Here is a 13,359-nt window from a genome sequence, read left to right as displayed (position 1 = left end):
AATGACTGCCAAGGCAACGGAAGATACCAGCCTCCAGACGGAGGTGGCGGAGCGCGATCGGCTCGACACCGATCGGCTGTCTGACTGGATGAAGGCGCATGTGCCCGACTTTGCGGGTCCGTTGAGCTATGCGAAGTTCGCGGGCGGGCAGTCCAACCCGACCTACAAGCTGACGACACCGGGGCGCAATTACGTGCTCCGTCGCAAGCCGATGGGTGAATTGCTACCGTCCGCGCACCAGGTCGATCGCGAGCACCGGGTGATGGCGGGCCTTCACCCGACCGGCTTCCCGGTGCCGCGGCAATATGGACTGTGCGAGGACGACAGTGTCATCGGATCGGCCTTCTACGTCATGGAGATGGTGGAAGGGCGGACGATCTGGGACGGGTCGTTCCCCGGCATGGATGTCGACACGCGGCGCGCGCACTACCATGCAATGATCGACACGCTGGCGGCATTGCATAACGTCGATCTGGTCGCGACGGGGCTGGAGGATTTCGGCCGTCCGGGCAATTACTTCGAACGGCAGGTGAGCCGCTGGACGAAGCAATATCGCGGCGCCGAGACCGAGCATATGCCAGCCATGGAGCGGCTGATCGAATGGCTGCCCAAGACCATTCCTGAGCAGACTCGCACCACCATCGTCCATGGCGACTATCGCTGCGACAACATGAAGTTCGCGCCGGGGCTGGAGCCACGCGTGGCGGCGGTGCTCGATTGGGAGCTGTGCACGACGGGCGATCCGCTCGCGGATCTCAGCTATTTCCTGATTAGCTGGGTGACTGAGCCCGAGGGTCGATCTGGCGTGATGGGGCTAACCGGTCCGGAAACGGGCATTCCGACCGTCGAGGAAGTGGTCGCACGCTATTGCGAGAAGACCGGGCGCGATGGCGTGCCCGATCTCAACTGGCTGTTGGCGTTCAACCTGTTCCGGCTGGCATCGATCGTCCAGGGTATTCGCAAGCGGTTCCTGATCGGGACGGCGTCGAGCGCCAATGCCGAGGCAACCAGCGCTCGGGTGCCGATGCTGGCCGATGCCGCATGGGACTTCGCGGTGAAGGCGGGGGCTTGAGACTATTCCCCTCCCGCTCGCGGGAGGGGTAAGGGGAGGGGCTGTCCTCCCCACAACATCATGTTTGCGGACAGGCCCTCCCCCGGCCCCTCCCGCAAGCGGGAGGGGAGTTTACAACGCATGAGTCTATTCGATCTGACCGGCAAGGTCGTCGTGATCACCGGATCGACGCGCGGGATCGGCAAGGCGAGCGCCATTGCTTGCGCCGAACAAGGCGCCAAAGTCGTCATCTCGAGCCGTAAGCAGGATGCGTGCGACGAGGTCGCGACCGAGATCAACGAGCGTTTCGGTGCGGGCACCGCCGTGGCAATCGCCGCCAACATCTCCGACAAGGCGGCGCTGCAGCATCTGATCGATCAGAGCCGGCGCGAGTTCGGGCGCATCGACTGCCTGGTCTGCAATGCCGCGTCGAACCCGTATTATGGGCCGCAGGAGGGGATCGCGGACGAACAGTTCCGCAAGATCCTCGACAACAACATCCTTTCCAATCACTGGCTAATCACGATGGTCGCGCCGGAGATGAAGGAGCGCGGCGAAGGCTCGATCGTCATCGTCTCCTCGATCGGCGGCCTCCGCGGATCCACGGTGATCGGCGCTTATTGCATCTCCAAGGCGGCCGACATGCAGCTCGCGCGCAACCTGGCGCATGAATATGGCAAGCACGGTATCCGCGTGAATTGCATCGCGCCGGGGCTGATCAAGACCGATTTCGCCAAGGCGCTGTGGGAGGACGAGGCCGCCGTCGCCGAGCGCAACAAGGGTACGCCGCTGCGCCGCATCGGTGAGCCGGAAGAAATTGCGGGCGCAGTGGTGTATCTCGCGTCCAAGGCGAGCGGGTTTATGACCGGCCAGACGATGGTGATCGATGGCGGCGTGACGATCTAACCCCCGCGCAGATGCAAGCACCCCGTTCGCCCCGAGCATGTCGACGGGCTGCACTTCTCCTCACGGGCGGAGAAGAGGAACAGGGCTCTGACAGGCTCAGCCCGAACGGAGTTTTAGATGGCAAGGTTCACGGGCAAATCGATCATCGTCACCGGTGCCGGATCGGGCATCGGTCGTGCCGCAGCGACGCTGTTCGCAGCGGAGGGCGGCCAGGTGATCGTCGCGGACAAGAAGGGCGCCGAGGTGACGGCGGAGGCAATCCGCGCCGTCGGGGGGACAGCGCATGCGATCGACATGGACGCAGGCAGCGAGGAAGACGTGGTCCGAACCGTCGCGCTGGCGTGCGACACCTTTGGCGGGCTCGACGTGATGTTCGCCAATGCGGGCATCTCCGGCGGCATGGCGAACATCTTCGATACCGATGTGGCGCTGATCACTGACGTCTTGCGCGTGAACTTGATCGGTCCCTTCCTGGCGATCAAGCACGCCGCGCCGCGCATCGCAGAAAGGGGCCACGGTGCGATCATCCTCACCGCCAGCGTTGCTGGCATCCGTTCGGGGGCGGGATCGCCGGCCTATTCCGCATCGAAGGCAGGCGTGATCAACTTGGCCCAGGTGTCGGCGCAGCAATTGTCCGGCTCCAATGTACGCGTCAACGCGATCTGTCCCGGACTAACCGAGACGGGCATGACCCAGTCTGTCTTCGACTACGCACGCGATGCTGGCAAAATCGACCGCGTCGGTCGCCTCAATCCGCTTCGTCGCGGTGCGCAACCGGATGAACTGGCGAAGGTGGCGCTGTTCCTCGCCTCCGACGACGCGAGCTACGTCAATGGTCAGGCGATCGCAGTCGATGGCGGCCTGTCTTCCAGCCATCCGGTGACCAAGCAGGAGTATGGGCGGACTTCGGCGTAATCCTTCAAGTCCCGGGGGTTAGGGAAGAGAGTGGGGCAGGGGAATCTCCAGCCCCGCCCCTGAGAGGCAGTGGTAAGAAGTTACGCCACGCTCGCCGTCCAGCGATCGACCACCTTGCCAAGTACGCCGAGCGGCATCCCTCCCGCCTGCACCACCGCATCGTTGAAGCCGCGCACGTCGAAGCGTGCGCCAAGCTTCGCCTTTGCCGCTTCCCGCAAGCGATTGATCTCGTTGTGCCCGGTCTTGTAACCGAGCGCCTGCCCCGGCCAGATGCAATAACGATTGATCTCCGATCGCGCGTGGCTTTCGGTATAGCCGGTTGCAGCCATCATCCAGCGCGTGGCCTGGTCGATGCTCCAGCGTTTGTGGTGGAGCCCGGTATCGACCACCAGCCGCGCGGCGCGGAAGTTCATCGACTGGAGATAGCCGATGCGGCCGAGCGAGTCGTCCTCGTAATAGCCGAGTTCGTCGCCGATCTGCTCCGCATACAATCCCCAGCCTTCGGAATAGGCATTGAAGCCGAGCAGTGTGCGTACCAGCGGCAGGTCGAACGTATATTCGCCCTGCCAGATATGGCCGGGAATTCCCTCGTGGAAGGTGAGCGTCGGCAGGCCGAAGCGCGGCCAATTGCCCATGTCGCGCAGGTTGATGAAGTAGATACCGGGGGTCGAGCCATCAAGCGCGCCCGGGCCCGCATATCCATTCGGCGCGCCGTTCTGGATCGCGGGCGGCACGCGCTTGATGACAAGATTGCCGCGGACGAGCTTACCGAATGCCTGGCCAAGTCGCGGGCGGAGCTTGGCAACGATCGTATTGAGATAGGCCAGCAGCTCGGCCCGGCCCGCGTCGCTATCCGCGAACAGAAGGTCGGGCCGCTTGCCTAGCGCGGCGAGCCGTTCACCCGCGGTGCCCTGCGTCAAACCCTGCGCGCGGAGTAGCGGATCGAGTTCCGCGGCATAAGCGCGGCATTGCTCGACGCCGGCTTCGTGGATCTCGTCGGGCGTGCGCTTGGTGGTAGTGCTCGCCTCGGCCAACCAGGCATAACGATCGGCCGCATCAGGCAAGTGCCACATGCCACCATCGTGCGGCGCCCGAGCGCGAAAGCTGGCGAGAGTATCGGCCTGCTCCGCAAGGGCGGGGGCGATGCGGCGATCGACGATTGAAGCCGCGCGCGCTTCCCAGTCGCCAGGCAAACCCGCCTTCGCGGTTTTCTCGGCGAAGCTGCGGATCATGCCCTGTTCGCGTGCGGGTTGAGCTGCGCCGGCGCGCAGCTGCGCCACGGTGATGTCGTTGAACACGGCTGGCAGCAGCACGCCCGCGGCAGCATCGGCGCGCAGCCGCTCGGTCTCGTTGCCGAGCTGCCGCGCATAATCTTCCATGCGCGCGAGATAGGCGTCGGCGTCGGCGCTGCTGGCAACACCGTGCTTGTTCTCGAGCAGGTCGGGCGTGTCGACAAACGCGCCATTGCCCTGCGTGACGACATAGGGCGTCGAGCGGTAATTGTTGTTAGACAGGAAGGCCATGTCGCCGACCGGCATCCGGCGCCAGCCGTCCAGGCCGATCTCATGCGCGGCCGCGACTGTTTCGACATGCGTGGCGACGGCCGACGAAAGCGCCGCCTGATTGATCCGCTTCAATTCCGCGAACCGCTGCGCCGCCGCGTCGCGGCGGGCGGACTCGGCAGCGGCGCTGCGATCGGTCAATCGCGCTTTCAGGCTCGCGCGCTTGCCATTGTCAAGGCCGAGGTAGGCGGCGCTCTCGGGATAGGCCTGGAGCAGGGCCTCGGCATGGCGATTAAGAATGGCGAGTGTCGCTTGGTCGCTGCTCGCCGCGGCGCGGACGGGAAAGGCCGAGGTGGCGGCAAGGGCGGCTGTGCCGGTAAGGAAACCGCGGCGGGCGATGGTCATGTTTCGGCTTTCGATAGAATCGTTGGTAATTGCTACCGCGGGCCAGCCAATGCGTCACCGTCCGATCCGTTCTGCCGGCCTGGTTCCGGCATTCACCGTGTCGCACATCATCTGCTTGTTGGGCTCGCGGGTCACTGGACCCGGCACAAGGCAGGTGACGTCGCGCTCCGCGCTAAGAAACCGGCGGTTACTCCGCGCGGGGCGTGCGCTGACGAATCAGGCCTTCCTGCGCAACGCTTGCCACCAGCCGGCCATCCTGCGTGAAGATCTGCCCCCGGTTCATGCCGCGCGCGTGGCCGGCCCACGGGCTGTCCGTAGCGTAGAGCAGCCACTGATCGGCGCGGAAATCCTCGTGCAGCCAGATCGAGTGGTCGAGGCTGGCGCTCTGAAAGCCGGGCGTGGTCCAGTTGACGCCGTGCGGGAGCATGCAGGTGCCCAGCAGGGCCATGTCCGACGCATAGGACAGGATTGCCCGGTGCATGGCGGGATCATCGCCGATCGGGGCGACCACCCGAAACCAGCTATGCTGGATCGGCTCGGTGGGGGTCGGGTTGAACCATTTGCGCGGGTAAACGGGGCGAATCTCGATCGGGCGCGGCCGCGTGACCATCCGGCGCTGCCGCTCGGGCAAATTAACCGCATCTTTGGCGCGTAGCTCCGCCTCGGTGGGCAGCGTTTCCGGCGCGGGCACGTCCGGCATCGCGTCCTGATGGTGGAAGCCTTCTTCCGGCATTTGAAGGGAGCAGGCGAGATTAAGGATCGGCGCGCCGCGCTGCATGGCGATGACTCGGCGGGTGGCGAAACTGCGCCCTTCGAAGTCACGTACCACGCGGTAGATGATGGGAAAATTCTCGTCCCCCGGACGCATGAAATAGGCGTGGAGCGAATGGGCGATCTTGGGCTCGTCGGTTGAGCGTTGCGCCGCCTGGAGCGCCTGCGCGATCACCTGCCCGCCGAACACGCGCCCGACGCCGCCCTTGGCGCGACGACCGCGGTAGAGATCGGTGTCGATCTCCTCCACGTCCAGCAGGTTGACGAGATCGGCGGCGAGGGCTTCTGGCGATGGTGGTGCGTTGGTCAAACAAATCCTCCCCGGAACGGGGAGGGGGACCATGCGAAGCATGGTGGAGGGGCGCCTCCACGAGCGGATCGCGTGGGGAAAAGCCCCTCCACCGTGCCCTTGGTCACGGTCCTCCTCCCCGTGCTGGGGAGGAGCGACTCAATCAATACCCCGCCGCCTGCGCGAGTCGATCGGCGTGATAATTGGCATCGCCGAACAGTTCGGCGAGGACGCGCTGACGCTTCATGTAAAAGCCGATGTCATATTCGTCGGTCATGCCGATGCCGCCGTGCATCTGGATGCCCTCCTGAACGCTGAGCATCGTGGCAAGCCCAGTCATCGCCTTGGCGACGGAGACTGCCGCATCCGCCTTCTCGTCACCAGCGTCGAGCAATTGCTGCGCCTTCAGCACGGCGGCGCGTGCGACTTCCATCTCGCTGTAGAGATGCGCGGCGCGGTGCTGGAGCGCCTGAAAGCTGCCGATCAGCGTGCCGAACTGCTTGCGCTCCTTCAGGTAGCCGACCGTCATGTCCATTGCGCCTGCGCCCACGCCGAGCATCTCGGCCGCAGCGCCCGCGCGGCCGGCGCGGAGCAGGCGATCGAGCGGGGCGCGGCCGGCGTCGACCTCCCCGATCACGGCGTCCGAATCCACCTCGACCCCGTCGAACTGGAGGCGTGCGGCGAGACTAGCGTCCGTGAGGCGTTCGGCCGTGGCGGTCATGCCAGCGGCATCCTTGGGCACGGCGAACAGGGTGACGCCTTCCTGGTCATCGGCGGAGCCGGCCGTGCGCGCGGCGACGATCAGGAGATCAGCGACATGGCCGTGGTGGACGAACTGCTTTGCACCGCTGAGCTTGAAGCCGTTGCCGGAGCGTTCGGCGATCATGCCAACGGACGCGCGGAACTTGGCGCTCTCGTCGATCGCGAGTGCTGCAACCGTCTCCCCGGCGATGATACCGGGGAACCAACGCTCGGCGTGCGGCGTGCCCTTCAGCGCCTCGACGGCAGCCACGGCGGTCTGGAGGAACGGCGACGGCGAAAGGTTGCGGCCGATCTCCTCCAGTATCACACCTGCCTCAACATGGCCGAGGCCAAGGCCGCCCTGCTCCTCGTCGATCAATATGCCGGTGAAGCCCATGTCCGCAAATTGCTTCCACAGATCGCGGGAGAAGCCGGTCGCGTCCTTGTCGTCGCGCAGCTTGCGCATGTGGCTGACGGGCGCGGCATCAGCGACGAAATCGCGCGCCGTATCACGGAGCATCGTCTGATCTTCGTTGAGGTAGAGAGGCATTGATCTATCTCCCTCTCCCCGCTTGTGGGGAGAGGGCCGGGGAGAGGGGCAGTCTCTCGCATCCGGCCCTGTTATATGAAACTTCAGACTGCCCCTCTCCCAACCCTCTCTCCGGACGAAGAGAGGGCGATTGTGGCTTACGCTCCCGGCAGCTCCAGGATGCGCTTGGCGATGATGTTGAGCTGCACTTCGCTGGTGCCACCCTCGATCGAGTTCGCCTTGGTGCGCAGCCAGTCGCGTGCGGGCGCGCCGCCACGCGAGCGCTCGCTGTCCCATTCGAGAGTGTCCGAACCGCCGCTCGCCATCATCAGTTCGTGGCGCGACTTGTTCAGCTCGGTGCCGTAATATTTCATCATTGACGGCTGGGCCGGGTGTGCGCGACCAGCCTTTAGCTCATCGATAAAGCGTTCAGATTGCGCCGCAAATGCCTTGGAGCGGACCTCGAACTCGGCAATCTTGGCGCGTAGCAGCGGATCCGCGAGGCGGCCGTCGTGGTCGAGGCCGATCGTGGCGATCGCGCCGGTGATCAGCGGGTTCTTGCCGCCACCGCCAAGGCCCATGCCCGAAATCATCTCGCGTTCATGGCCAAGCAGGTATTTGGCCACGTCCCAACCCTTGTTGAGCTCGCCGACCAGATTCTCCTTAGGCACCTTCACATTGTCAAAGAAGGTCTCGCAGAAGGGCGAGTACCCGCTGATCAGCAGGATCGGCTTGGTGGAAACCCCCGGCGTTTGCATGTCGAACAGAACGAAGCTGATGCCATTGTGCTTGTTTGTCTTGTCGGTGCGGACGAGACAGAAGATCCAGTCGGCGTAATTGGCGTAGCTGGTCCAAACCTTTTGGCCGTTGACCAGGAAGTGATCGCCCTTGTCCTCTGCCGAGGTGGCAAGGCTGGCGAGGTCGGAGCCAGCGTTGGGTTCGGAATAGCCCTGGCACCAGCGGATCTCACCGCGCGCGATCTTGGGCAGATGCTCCTTCTTCTGCTCTTCGGTGCCGTATTTCAGCAGCGCCGGCCCGAGCATCGAAATGCCGAAGGAGGACAGCGGGTTGCGCGCACGGATTGCCGCCATTTCCTCGCGCAGGATCTTGGTTTCGGCCGGCGAGAGACCGCCGCCGCCATATTCCTTCGGCCAATCGGGAACGGTCCACCCCTTGGCGCCCATCGCGTCCATCCACTGTTTTTGCGCGGGCGTCATCGCGCTCTGGTCGCGGCCGCCCCAAACCGAATCCTTCTCCGAACGGATCGGTTCGCGCATTTCGGGTGGGCAATTTGCCTCCAGCCACGTGCGTGTTTCGGACCGGAACTGATCAAGGTCGGGCATCTATCGGGCACTCCATGCAAGGTCGTGGGCCGCTGCGGCCGCAGCGATGGCGGTTCGGTCGGCGTAGAGATCGGCGATGACCTGAACGCCGATCGGCAGGCCGTCCGCATCCTTGCCGATCGGCACGCTGGTGGCGGGCAGCATCGGAAAAGTGGCGAGGCCGGGGAAGGCGAACTGGTGGAAGAATTGCGTGTCCTCGCCGTCGATCGACAGGCGGCGGGTAGCGAGGGGCGTGTCGTCGTGCCCAAAGGCGGTCATGCCGACGGCGGGGGCGATCACCGCGTCGTAAGTCTCGAACAGGCGGCGCCACTGGCGCTGGATGCGGGCCTGTTCGTCGTGGAGGTGGAGCCAGGTCTCGAGCGCGGGCGGTTGCTGCCCTTCCGACAGCGGGCCTCTACGCGACATGGCGATGTTGAGCATTTGCCAATAGCCGGCGTGCTGGCGTTCGAGATCGGGGAGCAGGTCGCTGGTACGATCGACGGTGGCGCCGTCAGCGGAGAATGCTTCGCCGAGTGACTCGAGTGCGGCGACGATCGAACCCTGTACCTTCGCCATCGGATGGCTGGTGAGAATGAGGACGCGCCAGCTATGGCCGTGGCGGTTGGCGGGGGCGAGCGGGTGATCGGCGACGACGTCAAGCGCGGTTTCGAGATCGTCGGCGTCGCGCGCCATCGGGCCGAGAACCGACAGGACGCTGCGGGCGCTGTCGGTGCCGGGGAAATAATGACCTTCGGTGGGGATCACGCCCCATGTCGGCTTGTGGCCCCAGACGCCGTTGAACGCGGCAGGGACGCGGATCGAGCCGCCGATGTCGGAGCCGAATTCAAGCGGCACCATGTCCGCGCCGAGCGCCACCGCCGAGCCGCCGGACGAGCCACCCGCGACGCGGTCGGGGTTCACGGCATTGTTGGTGCGGCCGTACACCGGATTGTTCGATTGCAAATCGGACAGGGCAGGGGGCACGTTGGTCTTGCCGAGGAAGATCGCGCCGGCGGCCTTGAGGCGCTTTACGACGACGGCGTCTTCCTGTGCGATGAAGCCGGCGTGTTCGGCGAAGCCATAGGTCGTCGGCAGGCCGGCGATATCGTAGCTTTCCTTGATCGTCATCGGCACGCCGAGCAGCGGCGCGTCGAAGCAGGATCGGATGCGCGCGTCCAGCGCCGCCGCGGCTTGGCGAGCGTTGTCGAAATCGCGGACGATTACCGCGTTGAGCGCGCCGTCGCGTGCCTCGATGCGCGCGATGGCGGCTTCGGTTTCGGCGAGCACGGTGGTGGCGCCGCTGCGGATGGCGGCGGCGGTTTCGAGAGCGCTCTTCTCCCTCTCCCTGCGTGCGGGGAGAGGGGCAGTGTGATGCGTCATCGTTTCAGTCATGCCCCTCTCCCTCGCTTCGCTCCGCTCGCTTGCCCTCTCCCCGCAAGCGGGGAGAGGGAGACTTCATCACTTCAGCGCGGTGCCGCTTTCGGCAGCGGTCTTGAGGCTCTCGGCGACAGTGAAGCCGTGCTTCTCCAGGCCCTCGACGACCTTCTTCAGGCCGACTTCGTTCTGTGCCCAGAACATCGGGCCGCCGCGATAGACCGGCCAGCCGTAGCCCATGATCCAGACGACATCGATGTCGCTGGCGCGCTGCGCCTTGCCTTCTTCGAGGATCAGCGCGCCTTCGTTGACCATCGTGTAGAGCGTGCGCTCGACGATCTCCTGATCGGTGATCTCGCGCTTGGGCAGGTTCGACTTGGCGCGGAACTCCTCGATAATCTCGAGCGCGCGCGGGCTGGGCGTCGCGTTGCGCTTCTCGTCATAATCGTAATAGCCGGCGCTCTTCTTCTGGCCCCAGCGGCCCTCGGCGGCGAGCGCGTCGCGGATGCTCTCGATCCGGTTCGGGTCGCGGTGCCAGCCGATGTCGACGCCGGCAAGATCGGCCATCTGGAACGGGCCCATCGGCATGCCGAACTCGACATGGACCTTGTCGATCTGCGCCGGGGTGGCGCCTTCCATCAGCAGCTTGTTGGCCTCGATCTGCCGCGGCGAGAGCATGCGGTTGCCGATGAAGCCGTGGCAGACGCCGGCGACCACCGCGACCTTCTTGATCTTCTTGGCCAGCGCCATGACGGTGGCGAGCACGTCCTTGGCGGTCTTCTCGCCGCGCACCACTTCGAGCAGGCGCATGACGTTGGCCGGCGAGAAGAAGTGCATGCCGACGACGTCTTCGGGACGCTTGGTCACCGCGGCGATCTCGTCGACGTTGAGGTAGCTCGTGTTGGTGGCGAGGATCGCGCCGGGCTTGGCGATGGCGTCGAGCTTGGTGAACAGCTCCTTCTTGACGTCCATATTCTCATAGACCGCCTCGATGATGAGGTCGCAGTCGGCGAGATCCTCGAGGTTGAGCGTCGGCGTGACGAGGCCCATCGCCTTTTCGGGCGCGTCGGGCTTGATGCGGCCCTTTGCGGCCGACGCCTCATAATTCTTGCGCATCACGCCGGTGCCGCGATCGAGCGCGTCCTGCTGCATCTCGACGATCGTGACCGGCACGCCGGCCGACAGGAAATTCATGGAGATGCCGCCGCCCATCGTGCCGGCGCCGATCACGCCGACCTTGTTGATCGGGCGCAGCTGCGTCGTCTTGGGATCGACGTCGTCGATCTTGGCGGCCTGGCGTTCGGCGAAGAACAGGTGGCGCTGGGCGGCAGACTGGGTGCCGCTCATCAGCTTCATGAACTCAGTGCGCTCGAACTTGAGGCCTTCGTCGAACGGCAGCTCGCTGGCGGCGACGACGCAGGCGATGTTGGCGGCTGGCGCGTCGAAGCCGCGCATGCGCTTGCCGTGCTTCTGCTTGAACGCCTCAACCGCGTCGGGATCGGGCGCGACCGTCTTGTCGCGGACGCGCGGAATCGGCTTCTTATCGGCGATTTCACGCGCGAAGGCGATCGCGTCGGCCTCCAGCGAATCCTCGCCGACGACGCGGTCGACCAGGCCGACTTCGTTCGCCTTCTTGGCCGGGATCGGATCGCCGATCGCAACCATCTCAATCGCTGCCTTCACGCCGACGATGCGCGGCAGGCGCTGCGTGCCGCCCGCGCCCGGGAGCAGTCCGAGCTTCACTTCCGGAAGCCCCATCACTGCCGAGGGCACCGCGACGCGATAATGGCAAGCGAGCGCGACTTCGCAGCCGCCGCCCAATGCGGTGCCGTGGATCGCGGCAACGATCGGCTTCTCGCTCGAATCCATCATGATGATGACGTCTTGCAGCGACGCGCCCTTCGGCGGTTTGCCGAATTCAGTGATGTCGGCCCCGGCGAAGAAGGTCTTGCCGTCACAACGGATCACCATTGCCTTGATCGCGGGATCGGCGATGCCCTGGCTGACGCCTTCGTTGAGCCCGTCACGCACGCCCGCGCCGAGCGCGTTTACCGGAGGCGAATCGGAAATGATGACGAGGACATCGTCGTGGCGTTCGAAGCGGACGGGGGAAGTCATTCTTTTCGTTCTCCGTATCGTCATCCCCGCGCAGGCGGGGACCCATAAACTCGAAAGTCGCGGCTCGATCGATAAGTCAGCCAGTCTGGATTCCCGCCTTCGCGGGAATGACGGGCGTTACGTCATCGCCGAATAGATCATCGTCTTGAGCTCGCGGCGGATGGGGTAGATCATGCTGGGCGACAGCTGAGTCATGAACACCATCGAGACGCGCTCGACCGGATCGATGAAGAAGGCGGTCGAGAACATGCCGCCCCAATAATATTCGCCGACGCTGCCGGGCATCATCGAGCGCGCGGTGTCGATCGTCACCGCAAAGCCGAGGCCAAAGCCAGTGCCGGCATTCTGCGTCTCGCTGAACAGCGAGCGGGACATGGCGGAAAGGTCCGCGCCGCCGGGCAGGTGGTTCTGCGTCATCAATTCGATCGTCTTGCGGCCGAGGATGCGCGCGCCGTCCAGCGTGCCGCCTTGCAAGCACATCTGGCAGAATTTGTTGTAATCGAGCGCGGTGGAGATCAGCCCGCCGCCGCCCGAGACGAGCTTGAACGGCTGCGACCACATGCTCTCGGCCGCGCGATCGAACATCACCTTCCCCTTGCCGGGGACAAGGGTGTAGCAATCGACGAGACGGTTGAGCTTGTCAGCCGGCACGGTGAAGCCGGTATCGTTCATGCCCAGCGGCTTGAAGATGCGCTGTTCGAAGAAGTCGGCGAGCGGCATGCCCGACACGCGCTGCACAACAGCACCGAGCACGTCGGTAGAGACCGAATAATTCCACTGGGTGCCGGGGGAGAATTCGAGCGGCAGCTTGCCCAGTTCGGCGACGAAGCTGTCGAGATCGTGGTTGCCGTGCCAATTCTCCAGCTTCAGCTCGCGGTGCGCGGCGTCGATGTTGGAGCGGTTCTGGAAGCCGTAGGTTAGGCCCGAGGTGTGGCGGAGCAGGTCCACCATCCGCATCGGCTCGTCGGTCGAGCGGGTCATGAACGGCACGCCCGCGCCGCCACCGGCATAAACGCCGAGCTTCTTGAACTCAGGCAGGACGTGGTGGACCGGCGTGTCGAGCGCGACCTTGCACTCCTCCACCAGGATCATGAACGCGACGGAGGTGATCGGCTTCGTCATCGATGCGATGCGGAACAGGCTCCCCTCATCGATCGTCTGCGCGCCGTCTTCGCGCGCCGCACCTTGAGAGGAGAAGTGCACGATCTCGCCATCTCGCGCGATCAGCAGCTGGGCATGCGGGAATTCTCCTGAATCGAGGTACCGTTCCTTCAGGAACGTGTCGATTGCGGCCAGTCGCTGGCCGTCAAAGCCGTGTTTATCAGGCGATGCGAGTTTCATGGCCCCCTCCATACCCCCGTTTCTAATTCGCTCCCTCCTATCGCTTGAGCGGGCACGGAATCAATCCTAACGTGGCGCCAATCGGACGCGAAATT

Annotated in this window: 10 protein-coding genes; 3 read left to right on the top strand and 7 right to left on the bottom strand. The window is 64.7% G+C overall.

Annotated elements, in window-relative coordinates; genetic code table 11:
* The first annotated feature begins 1 nt into the window (after position 1).
* The 3 genes from SPHI_RS01700 (at position 2) to SPHI_RS01690 (ending at position 2,872) form a co-directional block, all read left to right on the top strand.
* On the top strand, positions 2 to 1,072 hold the full coding sequence (locus SPHI_RS01700) for a phosphotransferase family protein (RefSeq protein WP_076743247.1): 1,071 nt from the start codon (positions 2 to 4) through the stop codon (positions 1,070 to 1,072).
* A 120-nt stretch (positions 1,073 to 1,192) separates the two neighbouring features.
* Positions 1,193 to 1,957: an SDR family NAD(P)-dependent oxidoreductase gene (locus tag SPHI_RS01695; RefSeq protein ID WP_076743137.1), complete on the top strand. Its 765-nt coding sequence runs from the start codon at positions 1,193 to 1,195 to the stop codon at positions 1,955 to 1,957.
* Between the two features lie 117 nt (positions 1,958 to 2,074).
* The gene (locus tag SPHI_RS01690; protein ID WP_076743136.1) at positions 2,075 to 2,872 is read left to right on the top strand and encodes an SDR family NAD(P)-dependent oxidoreductase; all 798 of its coding nucleotides are present in this window, start codon (positions 2,075 to 2,077) and stop codon (positions 2,870 to 2,872) included.
* 80 nt (positions 2,873 to 2,952) lie between these two features.
* Here SPHI_RS01690 and SPHI_RS01685 read toward each other — a convergent pair whose 3' ends face one another.
* The 7 genes from SPHI_RS01685 to SPHI_RS01655 form a co-directional block, all read right to left on the bottom strand.
* Positions 2,953 to 4,779, bottom strand: coding sequence for a DUF885 domain-containing protein (locus SPHI_RS01685; protein WP_076743135.1), 1,827 nt, complete (start codon positions 4,777 to 4,779; stop codon positions 2,953 to 2,955).
* 187 nt (positions 4,780 to 4,966) lie between these two features.
* Entirely contained in the window at positions 4,967 to 5,860 is an 894-nt protein-coding gene (locus tag SPHI_RS01680; RefSeq protein ID WP_233130595.1) for an acyl-CoA thioesterase, read from the bottom strand.
* Between the two features lie 142 nt (positions 5,861 to 6,002).
* On the bottom strand, positions 6,003 to 7,130 hold the full coding sequence (locus SPHI_RS01675) for an acyl-CoA dehydrogenase family protein (RefSeq protein ID WP_076743134.1): 1,128 nt from the start codon (positions 7,128 to 7,130) through the stop codon (positions 6,003 to 6,005).
* A gap of 137 nt (positions 7,131 to 7,267) precedes the next feature.
* Positions 7,268 to 8,452, bottom strand: a complete 1,185-nt coding sequence (locus SPHI_RS01670; protein WP_076743133.1) for an acyl-CoA dehydrogenase family protein — start codon at positions 8,450 to 8,452, stop codon at positions 7,268 to 7,270.
* A complete protein-coding gene (locus SPHI_RS01665; protein WP_233130593.1) occupies positions 8,453 to 9,823 on the bottom strand; it encodes an amidase family protein in 1,371 nt (456 codons plus the stop codon). It lies immediately after the preceding gene.
* A 66-nt stretch (positions 9,824 to 9,889) separates the two neighbouring features.
* Complete coding sequence (locus tag SPHI_RS01660; RefSeq protein WP_076743132.1) at positions 9,890 to 11,923, bottom strand: 3-hydroxyacyl-CoA dehydrogenase NAD-binding domain-containing protein; 2,034 nt, start codon at positions 11,921 to 11,923, stop codon at positions 9,890 to 9,892.
* Between the two features lie 117 nt (positions 11,924 to 12,040).
* Positions 12,041 to 13,264, bottom strand: coding sequence for a serine hydrolase domain-containing protein (locus tag SPHI_RS01655; protein ID WP_233130591.1), 1,224 nt, complete (start codon positions 13,262 to 13,264; stop codon positions 12,041 to 12,043).
* Positions 13,265 to 13,359: the final 95 nt, after the last annotated feature.

It is taken from the genome of Sphingomonas jeddahensis (genome assembly GCF_001981525.1).
Taxonomy (GTDB): Bacteria; Pseudomonadota; Alphaproteobacteria; order Sphingomonadales; family Sphingomonadaceae; genus Sphingomonas; species Sphingomonas jeddahensis.
This window is presented reverse-complemented; position numbering and strand designations above follow the sequence as displayed.